Origin of the sequence: Streptomyces sp. CB02980 (genome assembly GCF_014451325.2) — a bacterium.
Classification (GTDB): Bacteria; Actinomycetota; Actinomycetes; order Streptomycetales; family Streptomycetaceae; genus Streptomyces.
This window is the reverse complement of sequence record NZ_JACSCH020000008.1, coordinates 153874-175365: the sequence shown is the minus strand read 5'-3', so window position 1 is coordinate 175365 and position 21492 is coordinate 153874. Positions and strand designations below refer to the sequence as shown.

Here is a 21492-nt window from a genome sequence, read left to right as displayed (position 1 = left end):
TCACCCCGCCACCTTCACGGTCGTGGTCGCGCCCCAGAGGGCCAGCGACAGGAAGAAGTCGGTGACGCTGATCAGCACGATGGCGTTGCGTACGGAGCGGCCGACCGCGATGCCGACGCCGGCGGGGCCGCCGGAGGCGCGGAAGCCGTAGTAGCAGTGGGCGACGATCACCATCACGCTGAAGATCAGCACTTTCAGCACCGAGAGCAGGACGTCCGTCGGTGACAGGAAGAGGTTGAAGTAGTGGTCGTACGTGCCCTGGGACTGGCCGTTGAACAGGACCGTCACATAGCGCGAGGCCAGGTAGGAGGAGAGCAGGCCGATCGCGTACAGCGGGACGATGGCGACGACGCCGGCGATGATGCGGGTGGTGACCAGGTACGGCATGGAGCGGATGCCCATGCCTTCGAGGGCGTCGACCTCCTCGTTGATGCGCATGGCGCCGAGCTGGGCGGTGAATCCGGCGCCGACGGTCGCGGAGAGGGCGAGCCCGGCGACGAGCGGGGCGATCTCGCGGGTGTTGAAGTAGGCGGAGACGAAGCCGGTGAACGCCGCGGTGCCGATCTGTTCCAGTGCGGCGTAGCCCTGGAGGCCGACGACGGTCCCGGTGAAGAGGGTCATCGCGATCATGACGCCGATGGTGCCGCCGATGACGCCGAGGCCGCCGGAGCCGAAGGCGACCTCGGCGAGCAGCCGTTGCACCTCCTTGAGGTAGCGGCGCAGGGTGCGCGGGACCCAGAGCAGGGCCTTGACGTAGAACAGGAGCTGGTCACCGGACCGGTCGAGCCAGACGAACGGGGAGGCCATCGGTCTCAGCCTCCCTTCGGCGGGACGATCTGCAGGTAGATGCCCGTCAGCACCATGTTGACGAAGAACAGCAGCATGAAGGTGATGACGACGGACTGGTTGACGGCGTCGCCGACGCCCTTGGGGCCGCCGCGGGGGTTGAGTCCCCGGTAGGCGGCGACGATGCCGGCGATGAACCCGAAGATCAGGGCTTTGAGTTCGCTGATGTAGAGGTCGGGCAGCTGGGCGAGGGCGGAGAAGCTGGAGAGATAGGCGCCGGGGGTGCCGCCCTGGAGGATGATGTTGAAGAAGTAGCCGCCGAGCGTGCCGACGACGGAGACCATCCCGTTGAGCAGCACGGCGACCGCCATGGTGGCGAGCACCCGCGGGACGACCAGCCGCTGCACGGGCGAGACGCCCATGACCTCCATCGCGTCGAGCTCCTCCCGGATCTTGCGGGAGCCGAGGTCGGCGCAGATGGCGGAGCCGCCGGCGCCGGCGATCAGGAGGGCGACGATGAGGGGGCTGGCCTGCTGGATGACGGCGAGGACGCTGGCACCGCCGGTGAACGACTGGGCCCCCAGCTGCTGGGTGAGCGAGCCGACCTGGAGGGCGATCACGGCGCCGAACGGGATGGAGACGAGCGCGGCCGGCAGGATGGTGACGCTGGCGACGAACCAGAACTGCTCGACGAACTCCCGGAACTGGAAGGGGCGTCGGAAGACGGCCCTGGTCACTTCGGCGGCGAGGGCGAAGAGCCGGCCGGTCTGCCGCAGCGCGCCGGTGATCACGAGCCGCTCCCGGTGATCCGCTCCCGCTTGGGCAGGGTGTACGCCGCGTCGTCCCTGGCGTAGGTGTCGCGGATGGCGGCCTGGGCGGCGTGCGGCAGCCGGTCGAGCATGCCGAGGACGCGCTCACGGCGGCGTCCGACCGCCCCGCGCGGCGGGAGGCCGGGCGAGGGTTCCAACTGCGGGACGATGACGCGGGGCGCGGTCGGGAGGGTGGCGGGGTTGTCCAGCTCGGCGGCGAGCAGGGCGGCGTCCTTCTCCTCGGACATGCCGATGGGGCCTTCGCGGCGGCCGGCGAGGAACTGGGTGACGACCGGTTCGTCGCTGGTGAGGAGGACCTCGCGCGGGCCGAAGGTGACGAGGTTGCGCCGGAAGAACATCCCCATGTTGTCCGGGACCGTGGCGGCGATGTCCAGGTTGTGGGTGACGATCAGCATCGTCGCGTCGATGCGTGCGTTGAGGTCGATCAGCAGCTGCGACAGATAGGCGGTGCGGACGGGGTCGAGCCCGGAGTCCGGTTCGTCGCAGAGGACGATCTGCGGGTCGAGCACCAGGGCGCGGGCCAGGCCGGCACGTTTGCGCATGCCGCCGCTGATCTCGCCCGGCAGCTTGCCCTCCGCGCCCAGCAGGCCGACGAGTTCGATCCGCTCCATGACGATGCGCCGGATCTCGGACTCCCGCTTGCGGGTGTGCTCGCGCAGCGGGAAGGCGATGTTGTCGAACAGGGTCATGGAGCCGAAGAGGGCGCCGTCCTGGAACATGAGGCCGAAGAGTTTCCGGGTCTCGTAGATGTCTCGTTCCGGGCTGCTCACCATGTCGACGCCATTGATGAGAACACGGCCCTGTTGTGGTTTGAGCAGCCCGATGAGCGATTTCAGGAAGACCGTCTTCCCGGTACCGGAAGGGCCGAGCATCACGCTCACCTCTCCGGCCGGCAAGGTCAGGGTCACGTCCTGCCAGATATTCTGCTTGCCGAAGGACATGGTCAGACCCTCAACGACTACTTCGATTCCCATCCCACCTCCAGCAAGCGTGCGTCGGGGGTGCGCCGCGGGCGCACGTTAAGTCGGTGCGGATCACTTGGACAAGAGGCGTGGCGCAAAATCCTTGATCCGCTCCTGTATTTGTCACCACGGAGACAAAGGCCGGGTTCGACTTTGTCTGCGCGGAGACACATGGATGGGCCGACCTGCGACTCCGGTCGTCGCCCCGGGAACGTTACGGCCGAGTAACCTCCCCCGGCAATACCGGATCCGGAGTTTTCGGCGATAGACGGGAGGCAGCCGGGCGTTTATCAGGTGGGAGACAATTCCATTTCGCCGCTTGTCACCGGGGAGAGCAATGCCGAATCCAGCCATCTCTGATCGATCATAATTGTCGACATTGCGCACCACGGAACCAAGGCGATTCCGGCCACCGCTCACCCACTTGACAGGCAATTGGGCTTCTTCAAAGAATCATGGACTGCGGCATTGTTCAGCTAAGTTTCTCGCAAGTAACGTCAGGTTTCGCGGCCGAGAAATACCGGGCCGCCGGCCGCTCCCCCCACCGCGGCCGCACCCTCAGCTGGTCAATCCTCAAGGAGAGTCCGGGACCCATGAAGAAGCAGATCAGAAACTTCGCCGTCGTCGCCGGGGCGGCCACCGCCGCGTTCGCCCTCGCCGCCGGCCCTGCCTCGGCCGTGCCCTCGACGGTCTGGACCGTCACCCCGTCGCCGGTGAACATCGCCGCGACGAACAGCGGGAACATCGTGCTGAGCGTCAACGGCATCGCCATGACGTGTACGAAGTCGAACGGCTCGGGCACGGGTCAGAGCGCCACCGGCAACCCGGCGACGATCGGCTCCATCACCGCCATCGCGTTCGGCGCCACCGGGGCTCCCTGCACCAGCGTGCTGGGCAACGTGAGCACCGTCGCCACCACGCCCTGGACCCTCGTGGCACAGGACTACACCGCCGCGACCGGCGTCACCAAGGGCTACATCGGCAACGTCGACGCCAAGGTGACCGTCGGCGCCTGTGTCTTCCGCGTCACGGGCAAGGCCTCCGGCACGTACACCAACTCGACGGGCAAGCTCGCCGTGAACAGCACCTCGGGCGAGCTCACGGTCGTCTCGTCGACCAACTGCGGTGCAGCCGTCCCGGTCGGTGCCAAGCCCCTCTTCAAGGGTGACTACCTCTTCAAGCAGGCGGGCACCACGACCATCCCGACGATCGTCGGTTCCAACCCGTAAGGACGCAGAAACCCGCGTCCGCCCGGCCGGCGACCCCGGCCGGGCGGGCGCGGGCCTGTCCGCGCCCGCACACGAACGACCCGAGCGGAGCACCAGATGAGAGGCCCACGGCCCACCCCTCGATCCTCCCGCGTCCGCGCGCGCGGTGCGACGATCGCCGCGTTCGTGGCGCTCGCCCCCCTGCTCCCGGCGGCGGCCGTCGCCGTCGGGACGCTGAAGGTCGACGCCGCGCTGCCCTACGTCTGCACCCTGCCCTCGGGACAGCAGCCCGCGACGGTACGGATCACGGCGGCCTTCCCCGAACGGGCGGCCGCGGGCGAGGAGATCAGGCCCACCGACGTCACCACGACGGTGGAACTCCCGGCCGGGGCCGTGGCCGACCTCACCACGCTCAAGGCCGCCACCGTACGGGCGGAGACCCGGCTCACGGTCGGGGTGACACAGAACGACCAGCGCGCGGAAGCGACGTGGCGAGGTACGGCACAGCCCGTCGGCGTACCCGCCGACGGCCCCCTCGTGCTCACCACGACGGGCGACGTGCCGAGCCTGACGACGGACGCCGCCGGCGACCTGAGGCTCACCGCGGGCGGACTCGCCGTCGACCTCGCCCCGAGCACGGCCGACGGTGTGCCGACCGCCCCCGCGTCCCTCTCCGTCGCCTGTGTCCCCGGCCAGGACGCGGAGGGACGGACGTTGCTCGCCACGGTCCGGGTCGGCGCGAGCACCGGCACCGGGGGACCCAGCACCCCTCCCACGACGCCGACCGCCCCTCCCTCGTCCGCCCCGTCCCCGTCCTCGGGCCTGCCTCTGCCGTCGTTCCCGACGGACCGGCCGTCCCCGGCCCGGCCGGGCACAGCGAGCGGGGCGGGCCAGGATCCGAAGGGCCCGCAGACCGGACAGCCGGCGGGCGGGGGCCCGGCGGCGGCCGACGAGGACGCGCCCGGCACCCGGGCGCCCCGGCCGACGGCACCTCCCTGCGTCACGGAGAAGCCGACCCCCACGTCGTTGTCGGCGTACATCACCGGCTACTCCAACGTGCGGAAACTGAACGGCGCCACGCTCATCCCGGTGTCCTGCATGCTGATCGAGCAGGGCCAGATGGAGATACCCACCACGCCTCCCCCCGAGGGCGAGTTCCACTTCACCAACCTGTCACCGGGTCAACTCTCCTACCAGGGACGCAAGCAGACCCCGCCCCTCACCTCCACCTTCCTGACCTTCGACTTCCAGCCGGTCACGGCGACCATGGTCCTGGAGCAGACGGGCCCCATCACGATCGACACCCTCGTCCGCATCGTCTTCGCCACCGGTGACAACTACCTGGAGAACACGGTCCGGGCCCCGCTCGTCCTGCGCGTCCTCGACGTCAAGGTCAACGGCGTCAAACTGGACGTGGGCCCCTCCTGTCGTACCGCGACGTCGCTCTTCTCGACCGATCCCAAACCGGCCAAGTACCCCGGGAGGCATCTGGTGATGGTGGGCAGGGGGAAGATCCCCCTCGGCCTGCCCGCGGAGGGCTATGTCCTCACCAGTGGCGGTCCCCTCACCGGCGAGGTGACGATCCCCCCCTTCACCGGCTGCGGCGCCGGCGGCGAGAACCTCGACCGCCTCCTCACCGCCTCCATCTCCGGCCCCGGCAACCACCTCAAGCAGATCCAGGGGCAGACCTGCTCCGCGGGCCTCGAGGCGCCCCCTCCGGACCAGTGCACCGAGGACCTGCAACCCCTGCTGGTCCCCAAGCCCGAGCGCTGACCCCGTACGCCCGGCCGCCCCGCCACGCCCGCTCCCCTCGCCCTCGCGCACCCGCGTCCCCGTGCGTTCCCGCTCCCTGCTTCGCGCACCCCCTCAACGAAAGGCATCGCCATGCCCCTCGTCTCCTCCCGCACGCGCCTCGCCACCCTCTCCGCCCTGACGGCGCTCGGCGCCTTCGCCTCAATCGGGACGGCGACGGCCGGCAACCCGCAGCTGAACGGCAGTTGGGGGCCGTCCACCCGCTGCCCCGTCGACGCGGGGGCGATGATCGCCTCGGACGGTCTCGACACATCGCCGCAGTGCGTCGTCTCCTACTCCGCCAGCGGCTCCATCAAGCTGGGCAACACCACCGTGACGACCGGGAGCACCAACCTCCAGATCGGCGTCGTCCAGAACCCCGACGGCACCAGCACCGTCGCCGCCCCGGCCGGCGGCGCGCTCATCGCCGCCCCTGCCACCGTCCCCGGCGGCCTCCTCGGTCTGATGTGTCCCAGTGACATCCCGTTCATCACCGACATCTGCCGGCAGCTGACCGACGCCAAGCTCAACAAGATCACGGCCACCATGGAGTCGGTCGGCTCGCCCTCGGACTTCGACCAGATCGCGGGCGTCCTCACCGACAAGCCGATCGTGTCCATCCCGGTCCGCATCCACCTGGAGAACCCGTTCCTGGGCAGCAACTGCTACATCGGGACGAAGGCCAACCCGATCATCCTGCGCCCGAGCAACCTCACGTCGCCCGACTTCGGCGTCGAGCGCTTCAACGGAGACGGCTCCCCGAACGAGGAGGGCGACATGAGCCGCCTCAACATCCTCGGCTCCACCCAGAGCGACAAGACCTTCGCCGTCCCCGGCGCCAGCGGCTGCGGCCTCGGCTGGTTCGGCCTGATCGACGCCGCCGTCAACCTCAAGACCGGGCTGCCCTCCGCCGCCGGCAAGAACAGCCTCACCCTCAACAACACCCAGACCCACCTGACGGGCCTGTTCGCCCCCGGTCTCGCCGCCCCCGACGCGGGCAAGGTCCTCTCCCGGAACTGGCACTCGGCGGTCCGGTAACAGCCACCCAGGGTCGATTCCCGGCCTACTAGGTAAGCGCGTACCCTTCCGGCACGCCAACTCTTGCTCAACGTGTGTACAGCACACAGCAGTTGACTTAGCTTCAGCAGTCCACGTAGGTACGCACCTGACGACCACGGCGGAGCCCACCACGCCATGCTGGGCTCCGCACCGTCGCTCCCCCACCGGTCGCGTAGGAGAGCAAGGGATCGGTTCATGCCCGCAATCGCCCAGTCGCCGGACATCGGTGAACCGCTCGAACCGCTCCCCAGGGAGTTCGCCGCCCTGATGAGGCCGGAGATCCCCGGCCTCATCAAGGAGATCGGCATGGAGGTCCAGCGGACCTACCCCGTGTACGCCCATCTCTTCAACGGGCCGCACTCGGACGCGATCCGCCAGGGTGTGGAGCAGGCGCTCGCCGCCTTCGTGGAGCGGGTCGCCGACCCCGGGACGAACTCGGCCCTCAGGGACGAACTGCTCCGCAAGTTCGGCCGCGTGGAAGCCTACGAGGGCCGCGACCTCGACACGTTACTGGGCGCCTACCGCCTGGGCGCGCGCGTCGCGCTGCGCCGGGCCAAGATCATCGGACGTACCTACAACCTCTCCCCCACCCTGATCCTCGCCTTCGCGGACGCCCTCTTCGCCTACGTCGACGAGCTGGAGGCCCTGTCCCGCGAGGGCTACCTCATGGTCCAGACCCGCGCGGTGTCCGATGTGGCCGCGCTGCGAAGACAGTTACTCCACCTGGTCGTCGCCGGCCCGCCGCTGCCCCGGGCGACGATCGCCGAGCTGTGCCGGGACGCCTCCTGGCAGCTCCCCGCCGAGTGCACCCTGGTCGCCCTCCGCCCGCCGCTCGCCGAACTCGTCCAGGCGGGGCTCGACCGGGACGTCCTCGCCGACCTCAGCCTTCCCCAGCCGTATCTGCTCATCCCCGGCCCGCTGACCGCCGACCGCCTCGCGATGCTCGGCTCCGCCCTGGCCGGCACCTCCGCCGTCGTCGGTCTGACCGTGCCGCCGGCCCAGGCCGCCCACTCCATCCGCTGGGCCCGGCGCGTCCTCCACCTCATCGACGACGGCATCGTCGCCGACGCTCCCCTCGTGCACTGCGAGGACCACCTGACAACGTTGTGGCTGCTGTCCGACCCGGCCCTGGTGGCCCAGCTCGCCCAGCGCGAACTCGCCCCGCTCGACGAGCTGTCCGGCACCCGGCGCGACCGGCTGATCGAGACCCTGCGCGTCCACATCTCCACCCGGGCGCCCGCCGAGCAGGTCGGCGAGATGCTCGGCGTGCACGCCCAGACGGTCCGCTACCGGCTGCGGAACCTGGACAGCCACTTCGGCGACCGGCTCCTCGATCCCGACCACCGGTTCGCCCTCGAAGCGGCCCTGCGCGCACTCCACCTCGGCGGGAAGCGGACGGACTGAGCCGGGCCGCGTACGCGTCACCGCGTCGCGGCCCCGGCTGTGGGTGAGCCCGCCTACGCCGTCCTGGGCGTGAGGCGGCAGCGGGCCGGGCCCGCCGCCTGCAGGGTGATCGCGGGCGCCACGGGCACCACGGTGTCGACGGCCTCGAAGTCGTACCGCTGGAGGATCATCGCCAGCGCGATCACCGACTCCAGCATCGAGAAGTGCTGGCCGATGCACGCGCGCGGGCCGCCGCCGAAGGGGAACCAGGCGTAGCGGGGGCGGGCGGCCTCCGCCTCGGGCGTGAAGCGGTCGGGGTCGAAGCGCTCCGCGTCCTCCCAGTAGTCCGGGTGGCGGTGGGTGACCCAGGGGGCCACGATGACGTCCGCGCCTGCCGGGATGGCGACGCCGCCGATCCGGGTGGCGGCGACGGCGCGGCGCCCGATGACCGGGGCGGCCGGGAAGAGCCGCATGGCCTCCTTGAGGACCCGGGTGACGTACGGCAGGGCGTCGAGGTCCGCGGCGCCGGGGGTGCGGCCGGCGAGGACGCGGTCGACCTCCTCGTGGGCCCGCTTCCGCTCCTCCGGGTGCAGGGCGAGGAGGTGGAGGGCGAAGCCGAGGGAGGTGGCGGTGGTCTCGTGGCCGGCGAGCAGGAAGACGAGGACCTGCTCGCGCAGCTCGGTCGCGTCGAAGCTGCCGTCCTCGGCGCTCTCGGCCTCGACGAGGAGGGTCAGCAGGTCCTGGCCGTCGCCGGGGGCGCGGCCGGAGTCGCGGCGCTCGGCGATGATGCGGTCGCAGACCTCGTACAGCGCCCGGTGGACGGTGGCGGCGCGGCGGTTGCCGGGGGTGGGCCAGTCACGGGGGACGTTGAGCGGGGAGTAGCCGCGGCGCAGGACATAGGCGCCGACGTCGGGGAAGCTGTTCTCGACGATCTCGACGGCCGCGTCGACGTCGGTGCCGAAGAGGATGCGGGCGACGGCGCGCAGGGCGAAGCGGGTCATCTCCTGGAGGACGTCGACGGATTCGGCGCCGGAGTCCTGCCACTCGCGGGTGAGGGTGGTGATCTCGGCGGCGACGGCGGAGGCATAGCCGTCGACGCGGCGGCGGGTGAAGAGGGGCTGGACGAGCCGGCGCTGGCGGAGGTAGTCCTCGTCCTGGCTGGTGAGGAGTCCGTTGCCGAAGGACTCGCGGACCTCCTGGTAGAAGGAGTTGTCCTTGCGGAAGTTGGCCGATTCCCCGGCGAGGACCTGCTGGGCGCCCTCGGCGGAGAAGACGCCGTAGACGGTGGCGCGGATGCCGGGCGGGCCGGCGGTGATCCGTACGACGTCGCCGTGGTCGCGGCGGGCACGGAGGAAGGTGCCGAGGGAGTCGTTCTTGAGGTCGAACATGGAGCCGAGCAGCGGAAGTCCCGCGAGTTCGGGCGCTTCGGCACCGGTGGTGATGGCCATGAACGGTTCCCCTCGATCGTCGCCTGACGGGTGATTGTCCCGCAGCAGGTGACTCACGGGTAGGGATGCCCGAACAGCGGACCGAATCTGGCCTGTTGGCTCGATCCGGGCGACTGTCGGTGGTGTCTGAGAGGCTCGCCGCATGAAGCGACCCGAGATGACCCTGCAACTGACCATCGACTGCGCGGACCCGCAGCGCCTGGTGCCGTTCTGGCTGGAGGCCCTGCGCTACGTCCCCGATCCGCCGCCCGAGGGCCACGCCACCTGGCGGGACTACTGGGAGGCGATCGGCGTCCCCGAGGACGAGCTGGGCGAGGACGCCGGTGAGCTCCCGGAGTCCATCGTGGACCCGAAGGGCGTGGGCCCCCGGGTCTGGTTCCAGCGCGTCCCTGAGCCGAAGACCGCCAAGAACCGCGTCCACCTGGATCTGAAGGTCGGCGGCGGCCGCGGGGTGCCGCTCGCCCTGCGCCGCGAGCGGGTGGACGGCGAGGTGACGCGGCTCACGGCCCTCGGCGCGACGATCCTGTACACGATGGACGAGCCGAACGGCATGGACTACTACGCGGTGGTCCTCCAGGACCCCGAGGGCAACGAGTTCTGTCTCGTCTGACGTCCCGCCCGGCAGGGCGGGACGGGGTCGGTGACAGACCGCATCGCGCGGAAGACGAGGAACAGGAGACCGGGGTGGCCGAGACGACGGTGGCCGAGGTGATGGCCGAGCTGGCCGCGCTGGAGGACCCGAAGGCGCGCGCGGTGAACGAGAGACACGGCGACGACCACGGTGTGAACCTCGGGAAGCTGCGCGCCCTGGCGAAGCGGCTGAAGACGCAGCAGGACCTCGCGGAGCGGCTCTGGGAGTCGGACGACAGCGCGGCTCGACTCCTTGCGCTGCTGATCTGCCGCCCGAAGGCCTTCGGGCGGGACGATCTTGACGCCATGCTCCGCGGGGCGCGCACCCCCAAGGTGCACGACTGGCTCGTGAACTACGTGGTCAAGAAGAGCCCCCACGCCGAGGAGCTGCGCCTGGCGTGGACCGCCGACCCCGATCCGGTGGTCGCGAGCGCCGGCTGGGCCCTGACCACCGAGCGGGTCGCGAAGAAGCCCGACGGTCTCGACCTCGACGGGCTGCTCGACGTCGTCGAGGCGGAGATGAAGGACGCCCCGGACCGTCTGCAGTGGGCGATGAACCACTGTCTGGCCCAGATCGGGATCGAGCACCCCGAGCAGCGCGCCCGGGCGCTGGGCATCGGTGAGCGCCTGGAGGTGCTCAAGGACTACCCGACGCCTCCGGGCTGCACGTCTCCGTTCGCGCCCGTGTGGATCACCGAGATGGTGCGCCGCCGGGAGGGGGCGTAGCGGGTCTTGTCCGGGCGGCTCCGCGGTGGGCGGGAAGGGTGGCGCCCTCCGCGGAGCCGGACCGGCCTCGGCCCTGTTGCTTCGCGATGGCCCGGTTACTTCGCGATGGCCCGGCTGATCACCATGCGCTGGATCTCGCTGGTGCCTTCGAAGATCGTGTAGATGGCCGCGTCACGGTGCATGCGCTCCACCGGGTACTCGCGGGTGTAGCCGTTGCCGCCGAGGATCTGGATGGCCTGGGCCGTGACCTTCTTGGCGACCTCGCTCGCGTACAGCTTGGACATGGAGCCCTCGGCCGCCGTGAAGGGCTTTCCGGCCGTCGCCATCCAGGAGGCGCGCCAGACCAGGAGGCGGGCCGCGTCGATCTGGGTGGCCATGTCGGCGAGCTGGAAGGCGACGCCCTGGTTCTCGATGATCGGGCGGCCGAACTGGACGCGGGTCTTGGCGTAGTCGAGGGCGACCTCGTACGCGGCGCGGGCCGTGCCGACGGCCATGGCACCGACCGCGGGGCGGGAGGCCTCGAAGGTGGCCATGGCGGCGTTCTTCACGCGCTCCCCGCCACCCGCCTTGGCCTTCTCCCGGGCGCGGGCCAGGCGCTCGTCGAGCTTCTCCTTGCCGCCGAGCAGGCAGTGGCCGGGGACGCGGGCGTCCTCCAGGACGACCTCGGCGGTGTGGGAGGCGCGGATGCCGTGCTTCTGGAACTTCTGGCCCTGGGAGAGACCGGGGGTGTTCGGCGGCACGATGAAGGAGGCGTGGCCCTTCGAGCCGAGCCCGGGGTCGACGACCGCGACGACGACGTGGACGTTGGCGATGCCGCCGTTGGTCGCCCAGGTCTTGGTGCCGTTGAGCACCCACTCGTCGGTGGCCTCGTCGTACACCGCGCGGGTACGCATCGAGGCGACGTCCGAGCCCGCGTCGGGCTCGGACGAGCAGAACGCGGCGACCTTGACGTCGTTCGCGTCGCCGTACATCTGCGGGATCCAGGTGCCGATCTGCTCCTCGGTGCCGTTGGCGAGGACGCCGACGGCGGCGAGGCCCGTGCCGACGATGGAGAGCGCGATGCCCGCGTCGCCCCAGAAGAGCTCCTCCATCGCCATGGGGATGCCGAGACCGGTCGGGTCGAAGAACTGCTGGGCATAGAAATCGAGCGAGTAGATGCCGATCTTGGCCGCTTCCTGGATGATCGGCCAGGGAGTCTCCTCACGCTCGTCCCATTCGGCGGCCGCGGGGCGCATCACATCGGCGGCGAAGCCGTGGAGCCAGTCACGGACCTGCTTCTGGTCATCGTTGAGTTCGAGCGTGAACTCGCCCATATTCCCTCCCAGCTGTACGTTACTTGCGGTAACACCAGTCTGTTACCGGTGGGTATGGGCTGTCAACCTGCGGTGGAGCGGTTCGGCCCGACCGGCAGCGGACACCGGCCGGGTGTTACGTTGCGACAGCCTCACGAATCGCACGGGCGGGGAGACACGCTTATGGACATCGCACACCGGACCACCGACCAGCAGACGCCCGCCGAACAGCGGCGACGCGAACTGCTGGAGGCGGCGGACCGGGTGGTGCTCCGGGACGGCCCCAAGGCGTCCATGAACGCGATCGCGGCGGAGGCGGGCATCACCAAGCCGATCCTCTACCGCCACTTCGGCGACAAGGGCGGCCTCTACCGCGCCCTCGCCATCCGGCACACGGACGCCCTCCTCGCCGCCCTGCGGGCCGCGCTCGACGCGCCGTCCGACCGCCGCCGCCGCGTCGAATCCACCCTCGACACCTACCTCGCCTCGATCGAGGCGCTGCCCCAGGTCTACCGCTTCCTCATGCATCCGGCGGAGGAGTCGCACCAGACCGAGCAGGGCTTCGACGTCGGCCGCCACTCCGCCCCGCTGCTCCGGCGGATGGGCGAGGAGCTCGGCCAGGTCATCGCCGAGCGCGTCGACCTCGGCCCGGGCGCCGAGGCCCAGGCCCGGATCTGGGGTCACGGCATCGTCGGCATGATGCACGCGGCCGGCGACTGGTGGCTCGGCGAACGCCCCTGCTCCCGCGCCGACCTCGTCCGCAGCCTGGCCGACCTCCTGTGGGGCCGCCTCGCACAGGCACCGGACCTTCCCGGCGGACCGGGCTTCTAGCCGACCGCCGGGGCCGTCGGGCCCCGGCGCCCTCGGGCCTCCGGGCCCCGGCACCCTCAGGCCTCCGAGCCCCAGGGACGCCGGGAAGCCTCCGGGCTCCAGGGACGCCGGGAAGCCTCCGGGCCCCGGGGAACGCCGCGAGACCTCCGGGCCCCTCGGACCTCCGGCCCTCGTCAGCCCTCCAGCACCCCGGCCCCGCTCCCCCACGGCTGCTTGCGGATCGCGCGGATCAGACGTGACTTGCGCCACCCCGTGACGTGGTCCGCGTAGACCCCGCCGTCCAGGTGGTCGGCCTCGTGCTGGAGACAGCGGGCGAAGAAACCGGTGCCCTCCACCCGTACCGGCGTCCCGTCCAGCCGTACGCCCTCGACCACCGCACGGTCGTAACGGGGCGTCGGAGCCTCCAGACCCGGCAGCGAGAGGCAGCCCTCGGGGCCCCGGAACACGTCGCCGTCCGCCTCCACAAGGCGCGGGTTCACGACATGTCCCAGGTGGCGGGTCTCCTCGTCGTCGGGGCAGTCGTACACGAAGACCCGCAGGCCCACGCCCACCTGGTTCGCCGCCAGGCCGACGCCGTTCGCCGCGTACATCGTGGCGAACATGTCCTCGACGAGCCGGGCGAGTTCGGGCCCGAAGTCGGTGACGGGCGCGCAGGGCGTGTGCAGCACGGGGTCGCCGAGCAGAGTCATCGCTCGGACGTGGCCGGAACTGCCGGGGATGGGGCGGTTTCGCATGGCGGTAAGGGTACGGTCCGCCGTGACCTGGCTGTTTCGCGCGGCCGCTCGGCGGTGCCGCTGTTCGGGCTGCTGGCCGGATCTCGATAGGCTGAGCCCGGACCGACGCAAGGAGGAACAAGAACGATGTCAGGACACCCCGGTAATCCAGAGCCGCTGTCGCCGCGCGCCAAGCTGGCCGTGACGGCGGGCAGGGCCGCGGCCGCGGTGTCGCGTGCGGCGGGACGCGGCAGCGGATCGGTGATCGGCGGCAAGGTGGCGCTGAAGCTCGACCCCGACCTCCTCGGCCGGCTCGCACAGCATCTGGACGTCGTCCTGGTGTCGGCGACCAACGGCAAGACGACGACGACCCGGCTGATCGCGGAGGCCCTGCGCGCCGCCGGCCCCGTCGTCTCGAACGCCCTCGGCGCCAACATGCCCGCCGGCATCACCTCGGCGCTGGCCGGTGGCTCGGACTCCAAGTACGGCGTCATCGAGGTCGACGAGAAGTACCTGGCCGGCGTCGCCCGCGACACCACGCCCAAGGTGATCGCGCTGCTCAACCTCTCCCGCGACCAGCTCGACCGCGCCGCCGAGACCCGGATGCTCGCCGAGAAGTGGCGCGAGGGTCTCAGCGGCACGAAGGCCGTCGTCGTCGCGAACGCCGACGACCCGCTCATCGTCTGGGCCGCCTCCTCCTCGCCGAACGTGGTGTGGGTCGCGGCCGGCCAGGAGTGGAAGGACGACGCCTGGTCGTGCCCCGCCTGTGGCGGTGTGATGCAGCGTCCGGGCGACGACTGGTTCTGCGGCGAGTGCGGCTTCCGCCGTCCCGCGCCGAGCTGGGCGCTCAGCGGCGACCACGTGCTCGACCCGCACGGTTCGGCCTGGCCGATCCGGCTCCAGCTGCCCGGCCGCGCCAACAAGGCGAACGCCGCGACCTCGGCCGCCGTCGCCGCCGTCTTCGGAGTGCCGCCGCAGGTGGCCCTGGAGCGCATGTACCAGGTGCAGGCCGTCGCCGGACGCTACGACGTGGTGTCCTTCCAGGGCCGTGAGCTGCGCCTGCTGCTCGCGAAGAACCCGGCGGGCTGGCTCGAAACGTTTTCCCTCATCGACGGGCCGCCCGCCCCGGTGATCCTCTCCGTCAACGCGCGCGGCGCCGACGGCACGGACACCTCCTGGCTGTGGGACGTGGACTACGGCCGGCTCGCCGGACACCCGATCATGGTGATCGGCGACCGCCGGCTGGACCTCGCCGTCCGCCTGGAGGTCGCGGGTGTGGACTTCCGCGTCTGCGAGACGCTGGACGAGGCCGTCGCGATGGCCCCGCCCGGACAGATCGAGCTGATCGCCAACTACACCGCCTTCCAGGACGTCCGCCGCCGCGTCGGCAACTGACCCGTAGAGGACTTGCAGCATGAGTGACAGCAGCCTGCGCCTGGTCTGGGTCTACCCGGACCTGCTCAGCACCTACGGCGACCAGGGCAACGTCCTCGTCGTCGAGCGCCGCGCCCTCCAGCGCCGACTCAACGTCGAGCGCGTCGACGTCCGCAGCGACCAGCCGGTGCCGACCTCGGGCGACATCTATCTGATCGGCGGCGGCGAGGACCGCCCGCAGCGGCTCGCGGCCGAGCGGCTGCTCCGCGACGGCGGCCTGTCCCGGGCCGCCTCCAACGGCGCGATCATCTTCTCGGTCTGCGCCGGCTACCAGATCCTTGGGCACGAGTTCATCAACGACGTCGGCGAGCGGCAGCCCGGCCTCGGCCTGCTCGACGTCACCACGACCCGCGGCGAGGGCGAGCGGTGCGTCGGCGACGTCCTCGCGGACATCGACCCGCGGCTCGGCCTGCCCCAGCTGACGGGCTTCGAGAACCACCAGGGCATCACCCATCTCGGCCCGACGGCCCGGCCGTTCGCGCGGACGGTGTTCGGCAACGGCAACGGGACCGGCGACGGCACCGAGGGCGCGTACAACGACACCGTCTTCGGCACGTACATGCACGGCCCCGTCATGGCCCGCAACCCGCAGATCGCGGACCTGCTCCTGAAGCTGGCCCTCGACGTGAACGCGCTGCCGCCGACGGACGACCGCTGGTACGAGGCGCTGCGCGCCGAGCGCATCGCGGCCGCCACGCAGCCCGCGTAGCGGTCGCACGGCCCGTCCGGGACGGGTCCGGAGGGCAACCCGCGCGCCGTTGTTGGTCCCTCGTACGAACGTACGTTGTCCACTGTGCGGACATCCGGTTCGGCCCCGCCACCCTGCGGCGATAGGGTGGCGGGGATCCAGCCGGACGACGTGGTCCGGGAGTCGGCCCACGTTGCAAAGGTTTTTGGGCTATGCGCATTGGCGTGCTCACCTCCGGCGGAGACTGCCCCGGTCTGAACGCTGTCATCCGTTCCGTCGTGCACCGCGCCGTCGTCGACCACGGCGACGAGGTCATCGGCTTCCACGACGGGTGGAAGGGCCTCCTGGAGTGCGACTACCGCAAGCTCGATCTCGAGGCGGTCGGCGGCATCCTGGCCCGCGGCGGCACCATCCTCGGCTCCTCGCGGGTCCAGCCCGCGCACCTGGTCGACGGCGTCGAGCGCGCCCGCGGCCATGTGGCCGACCTGGGGCTCGACGCGATCATCCCGATCGGCGGCGAGGGCACCCTCAAGGCGGCGAACCTGCTCTCCGAGGCGGGTCTCCCGATCGTCGGTGTCCCGAAGACCATCGACAACGACATCGCCTCCACCGACGTCACCTTCGGCTTCGACACGGCCGTGACCGTCGCCACCGAGGCCCTCGACCGGCTGAAGACCACCGCCGAGTCGCACCAGCGCGTCCTCGTCGTCGAGGTCATGGGCCGTCACACCGGCTGGATAGCGCTGCACTCCGGCATGGCCGCCGGCGCGCACGCCGTGGTCGTCCCCGAGCGCCCCTTCGACATCGACGAGCTGACCACCCGGGTCGGCGAGCGCTTCGAGGCCGGCAAGCGGTTCGCGATCGTGGTCGTCGCCGAGGGCGCGAAGCCGCGTGAGGGCTCGATGGACTTCAAGACCGCGGGCACCGACATCTACGGCCACGAGCGCTTCACCGGGATCGCCAACCAGCTCTCCGTGGAGCTGGAGCGGCGCCTCGGCAAGGAGGCCCGTCCGGTGATCCTGGGTCACGTCCAGCGCGGCGGCACCCCCACCGCGTACGACCGTGTCCTCGCGACCCGCTTCGGCTGGCACGCGGTCGAGGCCGCGCACCGCGGCGAGTTCGGCATGCTGACGGCCCTGCGCGGCACGGACATCACGATGGTCCCGCTGGCCCAGGCCGTGGAGAGCCTCAAGACCGTCCCCGCCGACCGCTATGCCGAGGCCGAGTGCGTGATCTGACGCACGTCGGTACGGACGCGTTCGCGTGACACCGCCCCCGGTCGCAGTCGCGGCCGGGGGCGGTTCTAGTCTGGTGCGGACAACAAGCGCGAATCGGGCTCCAGGAGTGCACACGATGGATCACAGCGGGCACGGCATGACCACGGATCTGCCGCCGTTCACGCTGGGACGGGGCCTGGAGTTCTCTCCCGACCTCTTCTTCCTGATCGGCTGCCTCGCGGCGCTCGGTCTGTACGGCTGGGGCGTGGCGCGGCTGCGGCGGCGCGGGGACGCGTGGCCGGTGAGCCGGACGGTGTTCTTCACGGTCGGCGTGCTGACCATCGCGCTCGTCATGTGCACCAAGCTCAACGACTACGGCATGGTCATGTTCAGCGTGCACATGGTGCAGCACATGGTGATCTCCATGCTGTCGCCGATCCTGCTGCTGCTCGGCGCGCCGGTGACGCTGGCCCTGCGGGCACTGCCGGTGGCGGGCCGGGGCTCGACGGGGCCGCGCGAGCTGCTTCTGAAGCTGCTGCACAGCCGGTACATGAAGGTGATCACGCACCCCGGCTTCACGATCCCGATGTTCATCGCGAGCCTGTACGCGCTCTACTTCACGCCGCTCTTCGACTTCCTGATGGGCTCCAAGCCGGGCCACATCGGGATGATGGTCCACTTCCTGATGGTGGGCGTGGTCTTCTTCTGGCCGATCATGGGCGTCGACCCGGGCCCGCACCGTCCGGGTTATGTGATGCGGATGCTGGAGCTGTTCGCGGGCATGCCGTTCCACGCCTTCTTCGGCATCGCGCTGATGATGGCCTCGGAGCCGATGGTGAAGGCGTACGAGAATCCGCCGGCCTCGCTGGGGATCGACGCGCTCACCGACCAGAACGCGGCGGGCGGCATCGCCTGGGCGTTCAGCGAGATCCCGTCGGTGCTGGTGCTGATCGCGCTGGTCTACCAGTGGTACCACTCCGAGCAGCGGCAGGCGGTCCGCCTGGACCGGGCCGCCGACCGGGACGGGGACAAGGAGCTGGAGGCGTACAACGCGTACCTCGCCTCGCTCCAGACCCGGCGGTGACGACCGGCATGCGGTGAGCGGTCCCTCTTCGGGCCCGGCGCGGGACCTCGTACGGGGTCCGGCGCCGGGCCCGGTTCCTTCTCCGGCGCACGCCGGAGCGTCCGGGGAGTAGCGCGCGCCCCCCTCGGGGGGTCACGATGGGCTGGACGGCTTCCACGACCCCGGTCGGAAGGAGGGCGGACCGATGTCCGGTGGCACGAAGACGATGGCGGTGCTGACCTGCGCCGCGGTGGTGCTCACGACGGCGTACACGGTGGCGCTCGGCAGCAGCGGCTGGCTCTGGTTCGGCTCGGTGGTGCTCGCCGTGGCGACGATCGGCCTGGCCGCGTCGGACAGCGCGCCCCCGGCGGGCCCGCGCCGCCGACCGCCTGCCGGCCCTGGCCCGGCGAGCCCCTGAGCCGGCCCGACCGACCCGCCGCGCACTTAGTTCCGCGGTGCGAGGACCACCCAGACCTGTCCCGGCGCGAAGGCCAGCGGCCCGCCGCCCGGGGTGGTGAACGTGGTGCCCGACGTCGGCGACGTACGGGACCAGCGGGCCTCGTACGCGCGCCCGTCGCGCAGGACGAGCGCGGTGCCGCTCCCGACGGTCTCGGTGTACGGGGAGACCGCGCCGGTGACGTCGTGGAAGGCGGAGGAACGGACGGTGACGCGCTGGACGACCACGGTCGACGGTGCGAGGGGTCCCGTGTCGGTGGCGCGTGCCGCGCGGCCGTCCATCGCCACCCGCCAGGCCCGGTCGGAGGCGGACCAGGTGAAGGTGTAGCGGGCCGCCGGGTAGCGGACGGTCTCGGAGTCGACCGGGGTGCCGCCCGGCGGGGCGGGGCCGAAGCGGAAGCCGATGTCCCGGGCGTCCTGGGCCTCGGGGACGCCGGCGAGGGCCCGCTGGGGGCGCAGATAGAGGTTGTGCGGGGCGGCCCGGTCCGGGGAGCGCAGGAAGGCGCCGGGGCTGGTGGTCTCGGTGACGGGGTGGAGCGGCGCGGCGTTCAACAGCGGGTTCAGGGCGGACTGCGCCCCGGAGTAGGCGAGGACGGGCCGGCCGAAGGTGCCGAGCAGCTCCATGTCGGACTCGCGGGCGCTGCGGACGGGTCCGACGCGCTCGGGGAGGCGGGAGGAGTACACGGCGAGGAGCCGGGTCGTACCGCCCTCGACCTGTTCGACGTAGACGAGGTCGGCGGCGCCGAGCCCGGTGTGGGGGCGGGCCGCGGCCACGTTGTCGATCTTGACGGCGAGGACGGGGCCGGACCGTGCCGGGAGCCCGGTGAAGGGCGAGCGCCCGGTCGGGGCGGGTGCCGTGGTGGCGGGCGCGGGCGGCGTGGTGGCGGGCGCCGGCGTGACGGGCGCGGGCGTCGGCGTGGGGGCGGGCTCCGGCGGGCCCGAGTCGGAGCAGCCGTACAGCCCGGCCGCCGTCACCGCGCACAGCAGGGCGGTGAGGACGCGGCCGGGGCGCCCGGCTCCGCGCTCGCGTGTCATCTCGCGTGTCATGGTGACGCTCCCCCACCAGTGGACCACGGGGCCGCGCACGGATACAACGGGCTTGACGGACGACGAACGGGGGTCGCGGGTGTTCTACCACCTGATGAAGTACGTACTGCTGGGACCGCTCCTGAAGCTGCTCTTCCGGCCGCGCATCGAGGGTCTCGAGCACATCCCGGAGGAGGGTGCGGCGATCGTCGCGGGCAATCACCTCTCTTTTTCGGACCATTTCCTGATGCCGGTCGTGCTCGACCGGCGGATCACCTTCCTGGCGAAGCAGGAGTACTTCACGGGGCCGGGGATCAAGGGCCGGCTCACGGCCGCCTTCTTCCGGGCGGCCGGGCAGATCCCGGTCGACCGCTCGGGCAAGGAGGCCGGCAAGGCGGCGATCCGGGAGGGCCTCGGGGTGCTCGGGAAGGGTGAGCTGCTCGGCATCTACCCGGAGGGCACGCGCTCGCACGACGGGCGGCTCTACAAGGGGAAGGTGGGCGTGGCGGTGATGGCGCTGACGGCCGGGGTGCCGGTGGTGCCGTGCGCGATGGTGGGGACCTTCGAGATCCAGCCTCCCGGGAAGGTCGTGCCGAGGATCCGCCGGGTCACCATCCGGTTCGGGGCGCCGCTGGACTTCTCCCGGTTCGCCGGGTCGGCGGGCGAGAAGGCGGTGGTCCGCGCGGTGACGGACGAGATCATGTACGAGATCCTCCGGCTGTCGGGGCAGGAGTACGTGGACGACTACGCGGCGGTGGTGAAGGCTGCGGAGGCGCAGGCCGACGGCTGAACCCCGGCGGGAAGTTCCCCCGCCGGGAACGCTGTGAGCGGATCCGCGCTCGGCGCAAACCCCTGGGCCGCCGCACCGGGCGGTCGTAGCGTCTCGATCATGACCAAGGGAACCGCGTTCGTGCTGGGTGGATCGGGACAGGTGGGGCGGGCGGCCGTGCGGGCGCTCGTCGTGGACGGCTGGGAGGTGACGGCCGCCTCGCGGGGCGGCGGCAGGGACGAGAGGTGGCCGGCCGAGGTCCGGTCGGTGGCGCTCGACCGGACCGAGGAGGGCGCGCTCGCGGCCGGTCTGGGCGACGGATGCGATGTGCTGGTGGACATCGTGGCGTACGACGCCGGGCACGGCCGGCAGCTGACGGGGCTCGCGGACCGGATCGGTTCGGCGGTGGTGGTGTCCAGCGGCGCCGTCTACGAGGACGAGCAGGGGCGCAGCTTCGACACCCAGGACCGGCCGGACGGCTTTCCCGCGTATCCGCTGCCGATCCCGGAGGACTGGCGGACGGTGGCGCCCGGCGACGGTACGTACGGCACGCGGAAGGTCGCGCTGGAGCGGGAGTTGCTGGCGGCGGGCGACGCCCTGCCGACGACGGTGCTGCGGGCGGGCGCGATCCACGGTCCGTACTCCCCGGGTCCGCGGGAGCTGTGGTTCGTGAAGCGGGTGCTCGACGGGCGGCCGGTGCGGCTGCTCGCGTACGGCGGGGCCTCGCGGTTCCACCCGGTGCACGTGGACAACCTCGCGGAGCTCGTACGGCTCGCGGCGGCGAAGCCCGGCAGCCGGGTGCTCAACGGCGGGGACCCGGAGGCGCCGACGGTGGCGGAGATCGGGGCGGCGATCGACGCGGTCATGGGCGTCGAGAGCGAGACGGTGCTGATCGAGGGCGCGCCGCCGCAGGACATCGTGGGGTCCACCCCGTGGACGGCGCCGCGTTCGGTGGTCTACGACATGGCGGCGGCGGAGCGGGAGCTGGGGTACCGGCCGGTGGTGTCGTACGCCGATTCGCTGCCGGAGACGGTCGCGTGGCTGACCGAGCGGCTGGCGGGTCGTGAGTGGCGGGAGGCCTTCCCCGGTCTCGCGAAGTACGGGGTGGACTTCTTCGACTACGCGGCGGAGGACGCCTGGCTGGCGTCGCGCGGGTGACACGGGTGAGGGGAGGGACGGC

General features: G+C 71.4%; 21 protein-coding genes. 14 read left to right on the top strand and 7 right to left on the bottom strand.

Annotated features, from left to right (window positions below):
• Genes E0F75_RS18890 through E0F75_RS18880 form a run of 3 tightly spaced genes read right to left on the bottom strand, consistent with a single transcriptional unit; the run spans window position 1 to window position 2590 of the window.
• A complete protein-coding gene (locus tag E0F75_RS18890) occupies window positions 1-807 on the bottom strand; it encodes an ABC transporter permease (RefSeq protein ID WP_073902099.1) in 807 nt (268 codons plus the stop codon).
• 5 nt (window positions 808-812) lie between these two features.
• A complete protein-coding gene (locus tag E0F75_RS18885) occupies window positions 813-1577 on the bottom strand; it encodes an ABC transporter permease (protein WP_030316734.1) in 765 nt (254 codons plus the stop codon).
• Window positions 1574-2590, bottom strand: coding sequence for an ABC transporter ATP-binding protein (locus E0F75_RS18880; RefSeq protein ID WP_187623684.1), 1017 nt, complete (start codon window positions 2588-2590; stop codon window positions 1574-1576). The genes E0F75_RS18885 and E0F75_RS18880 overlap by 4 nt, the downstream gene beginning before the upstream one ends.
• Before the next feature lie 581 nt (window positions 2591-3171).
• On the opposite strand from E0F75_RS18880, the gene E0F75_RS18875 reads away from it, so the two are divergent.
• The 4 genes from E0F75_RS18875 (at window position 3172) to E0F75_RS18860 (ending at window position 8040) form a co-directional block, all read left to right on the top strand.
• Entirely contained in the window at window positions 3172-3807 is a 636-nt protein-coding gene (locus E0F75_RS18875; protein ID WP_187623683.1) for a hypothetical protein, read from the top strand.
• Window positions 3808-3903: 96 nt separating this feature from the next.
• Window positions 3904-5559, top strand: a complete 1656-nt coding sequence (locus E0F75_RS18870; RefSeq protein WP_187623682.1) for a DUF6801 domain-containing protein — start codon at window positions 3904-3906, stop codon at window positions 5557-5559.
• Window positions 5560-5670: 111 nt separating this feature from the next.
• Complete coding sequence (locus E0F75_RS18865) at window positions 5671-6615, top strand: hypothetical protein (protein ID WP_187623681.1); 945 nt, start codon at window positions 5671-5673, stop codon at window positions 6613-6615.
• Between the two features lie 216 nt (window positions 6616-6831).
• Entirely contained in the window at window positions 6832-8040 is a 1209-nt protein-coding gene (locus tag E0F75_RS18860) for a helix-turn-helix domain-containing protein (RefSeq protein ID WP_187623680.1), read from the top strand.
• 53 nt (window positions 8041-8093) lie between these two features.
• Here E0F75_RS18860 and E0F75_RS18855 read toward each other — a convergent pair whose 3' ends face one another.
• Window positions 8094-9467, bottom strand: a complete 1374-nt coding sequence (locus E0F75_RS18855; protein ID WP_187623679.1) for a cytochrome P450 — start codon at window positions 9465-9467, stop codon at window positions 8094-8096.
• A gap of 142 nt (window positions 9468-9609) precedes the next feature.
• Here E0F75_RS18855 and E0F75_RS18850 point away from each other — a divergent pair, with 142 nt between their 5' ends.
• Together E0F75_RS18850 and E0F75_RS18845 are read left to right on the top strand one after the other, a co-directional pair.
• Window positions 9610-10077, top strand: coding sequence for a VOC family protein (locus E0F75_RS18850; RefSeq protein WP_187623678.1), 468 nt, complete (start codon window positions 9610-9612; stop codon window positions 10075-10077).
• A 74-nt stretch (window positions 10078-10151) separates the two neighbouring features.
• Window positions 10152-10823, top strand: coding sequence for a DNA alkylation repair protein (locus tag E0F75_RS18845; RefSeq protein ID WP_229312731.1), 672 nt, complete (start codon window positions 10152-10154; stop codon window positions 10821-10823).
• A 95-nt stretch (window positions 10824-10918) separates the two neighbouring features.
• On the opposite strand, the gene E0F75_RS18840 is transcribed toward E0F75_RS18845, so the two are convergent.
• Window positions 10919-12136: an acyl-CoA dehydrogenase family protein gene (locus E0F75_RS18840; protein ID WP_187623677.1), complete on the bottom strand. Its 1218-nt coding sequence runs from the start codon at window positions 12134-12136 to the stop codon at window positions 10919-10921.
• A gap of 162 nt (window positions 12137-12298) precedes the next feature.
• Between E0F75_RS18840 and E0F75_RS18835 the strand changes: the two genes are divergently transcribed.
• Window positions 12299-12946 carry a TetR family transcriptional regulator gene (locus tag E0F75_RS18835; RefSeq protein ID WP_187623676.1) on the top strand — a complete coding sequence of 216 codons (648 nt, stop codon included), beginning with the start codon at window positions 12299-12301 and terminating at the stop codon, window positions 12944-12946.
• Window positions 12947-13119: 173 nt separating this feature from the next.
• Here E0F75_RS18835 and def read toward each other — a convergent pair whose 3' ends face one another.
• Window positions 13120-13680, bottom strand: a complete 561-nt coding sequence (gene def, locus E0F75_RS18830; RefSeq protein ID WP_187623675.1) for a peptide deformylase — start codon at window positions 13678-13680, stop codon at window positions 13120-13122.
• A 126-nt stretch (window positions 13681-13806) separates the two neighbouring features.
• Between def and E0F75_RS18825 the strand changes: the two genes are divergently transcribed.
• The 5 genes from E0F75_RS18825 (at window position 13807) to E0F75_RS18805 (ending at window position 18479) form a co-directional block, all read left to right on the top strand.
• Window positions 13807-15054 carry a MurT ligase domain-containing protein gene (locus tag E0F75_RS18825; RefSeq protein WP_187623674.1) on the top strand — a complete coding sequence of 416 codons (1248 nt, stop codon included), beginning with the start codon at window positions 13807-13809 and terminating at the stop codon, window positions 15052-15054.
• 19 nt (window positions 15055-15073) lie between these two features.
• Complete coding sequence (locus tag E0F75_RS18820) at window positions 15074-15802, top strand: type 1 glutamine amidotransferase (protein WP_187623673.1); 729 nt, start codon at window positions 15074-15076, stop codon at window positions 15800-15802.
• 191 nt (window positions 15803-15993) lie between these two features.
• On the top strand, window positions 15994-17019 hold the full coding sequence (locus tag E0F75_RS18815) for a 6-phosphofructokinase (RefSeq protein ID WP_073902085.1): 1026 nt from the start codon (window positions 15994-15996) through the stop codon (window positions 17017-17019).
• Window positions 17020-17134: 115 nt separating this feature from the next.
• A complete protein-coding gene (locus E0F75_RS18810) occupies window positions 17135-18082 on the top strand; it encodes a cytochrome c oxidase assembly protein (RefSeq protein ID WP_187623672.1) in 948 nt (315 codons plus the stop codon).
• Window positions 18083-18266: 184 nt separating this feature from the next.
• Complete coding sequence (locus E0F75_RS18805; protein ID WP_187623671.1) at window positions 18267-18479, top strand: hypothetical protein; 213 nt, start codon at window positions 18267-18269, stop codon at window positions 18477-18479.
• Between the two features lie 26 nt (window positions 18480-18505).
• On the opposite strand, the gene E0F75_RS18800 is transcribed toward E0F75_RS18805, so the two are convergent.
• Window positions 18506-19552 carry a DUF3048 domain-containing protein gene (locus E0F75_RS18800; protein ID WP_187623851.1) on the bottom strand — a complete coding sequence of 349 codons (1047 nt, stop codon included), beginning with the start codon at window positions 19550-19552 and terminating at the stop codon, window positions 18506-18508.
• 91 nt (window positions 19553-19643) lie between these two features.
• Here E0F75_RS18800 and E0F75_RS18795 point away from each other — a divergent pair, with 91 nt between their 5' ends.
• Together E0F75_RS18795 and E0F75_RS18790 are read left to right on the top strand one after the other, a co-directional pair.
• The gene (locus tag E0F75_RS18795; protein ID WP_187623850.1) at window positions 19644-20333 is read left to right on the top strand and encodes a 1-acyl-sn-glycerol-3-phosphate acyltransferase; all 690 of its coding nucleotides are present in this window, start codon (window positions 19644-19646) and stop codon (window positions 20331-20333) included.
• 99 nt (window positions 20334-20432) lie between these two features.
• Window positions 20433-21470 (top strand): NAD(P)-dependent oxidoreductase, encoded by a 1038-nt coding sequence (locus E0F75_RS18790; protein ID WP_187623670.1) that lies wholly within the window; start codon window positions 20433-20435, stop codon window positions 21468-21470.
• The last annotated feature ends 22 nt before the right edge of the window (window positions 21471-21492 follow it).

Coding starts and splice junctions, on each gene's coding strand:
- E0F75_RS18855 (WP_187623679.1), bottom strand. CDS start 9,467: ATGGCCATCACCACCGGTGCCGAAGCGCCCGAACTCGCGGGACTTCCG.
- E0F75_RS18865 (WP_187623681.1), top strand. CDS start 5,671: ATGCCCCTCGTCTCCTCCCGCACGCGCCTCGCCACCCTCTCCGCCCTG.
- E0F75_RS18800 (WP_187623851.1), bottom strand. CDS start 19,552: ATGACACGCGAGCGCGGAGCCGGGCGCCCCGGCCGCGTCCTCACCGCC.
- E0F75_RS18860 (WP_187623680.1), top strand. CDS start 6,832: ATGCCCGCAATCGCCCAGTCGCCGGACATCGGTGAACCGCTCGAACCG.
- E0F75_RS18815 (WP_073902085.1), top strand. CDS start 15,994: ATGCGCATTGGCGTGCTCACCTCCGGCGGAGACTGCCCCGGTCTGAAC.
- E0F75_RS18835 (WP_187623676.1), top strand. CDS start 12,299: ATGGACATCGCACACCGGACCACCGACCAGCAGACGCCCGCCGAACAG.
- E0F75_RS18790 (WP_187623670.1), top strand. CDS start 20,433: ATGACCAAGGGAACCGCGTTCGTGCTGGGTGGATCGGGACAGGTGGGG.
- E0F75_RS18875 (WP_187623683.1), top strand. CDS start 3,172: ATGAAGAAGCAGATCAGAAACTTCGCCGTCGTCGCCGGGGCGGCCACC.
- E0F75_RS18825 (WP_187623674.1), top strand. CDS start 13,807: ATGTCAGGACACCCCGGTAATCCAGAGCCGCTGTCGCCGCGCGCCAAG.
- E0F75_RS18840 (WP_187623677.1), bottom strand. CDS start 12,136: ATGGGCGAGTTCACGCTCGAACTCAACGATGACCAGAAGCAGGTCCGT.
- E0F75_RS18880 (WP_187623684.1), bottom strand. CDS start 2,590: ATGGGAATCGAAGTAGTCGTTGAGGGTCTGACCATGTCCTTCGGCAAG.
- E0F75_RS18810 (WP_187623672.1), top strand. CDS start 17,135: ATGGATCACAGCGGGCACGGCATGACCACGGATCTGCCGCCGTTCACG.
- E0F75_RS18850 (WP_187623678.1), top strand. CDS start 9,610: ATGAAGCGACCCGAGATGACCCTGCAACTGACCATCGACTGCGCGGAC.
- E0F75_RS18820 (WP_187623673.1), top strand. CDS start 15,074: ATGAGTGACAGCAGCCTGCGCCTGGTCTGGGTCTACCCGGACCTGCTC.
- E0F75_RS18805 (WP_187623671.1), top strand. CDS start 18,267: ATGTCCGGTGGCACGAAGACGATGGCGGTGCTGACCTGCGCCGCGGTG.
- E0F75_RS18870 (WP_187623682.1), top strand. CDS start 3,904: ATGAGAGGCCCACGGCCCACCCCTCGATCCTCCCGCGTCCGCGCGCGC.
- def (WP_187623675.1), bottom strand. CDS start 13,680: ATGCGAAACCGCCCCATCCCCGGCAGTTCCGGCCACGTCCGAGCGATG.
- E0F75_RS18890 (WP_073902099.1), bottom strand. CDS start 807: ATGGCCTCCCCGTTCGTCTGGCTCGACCGGTCCGGTGACCAGCTCCTG.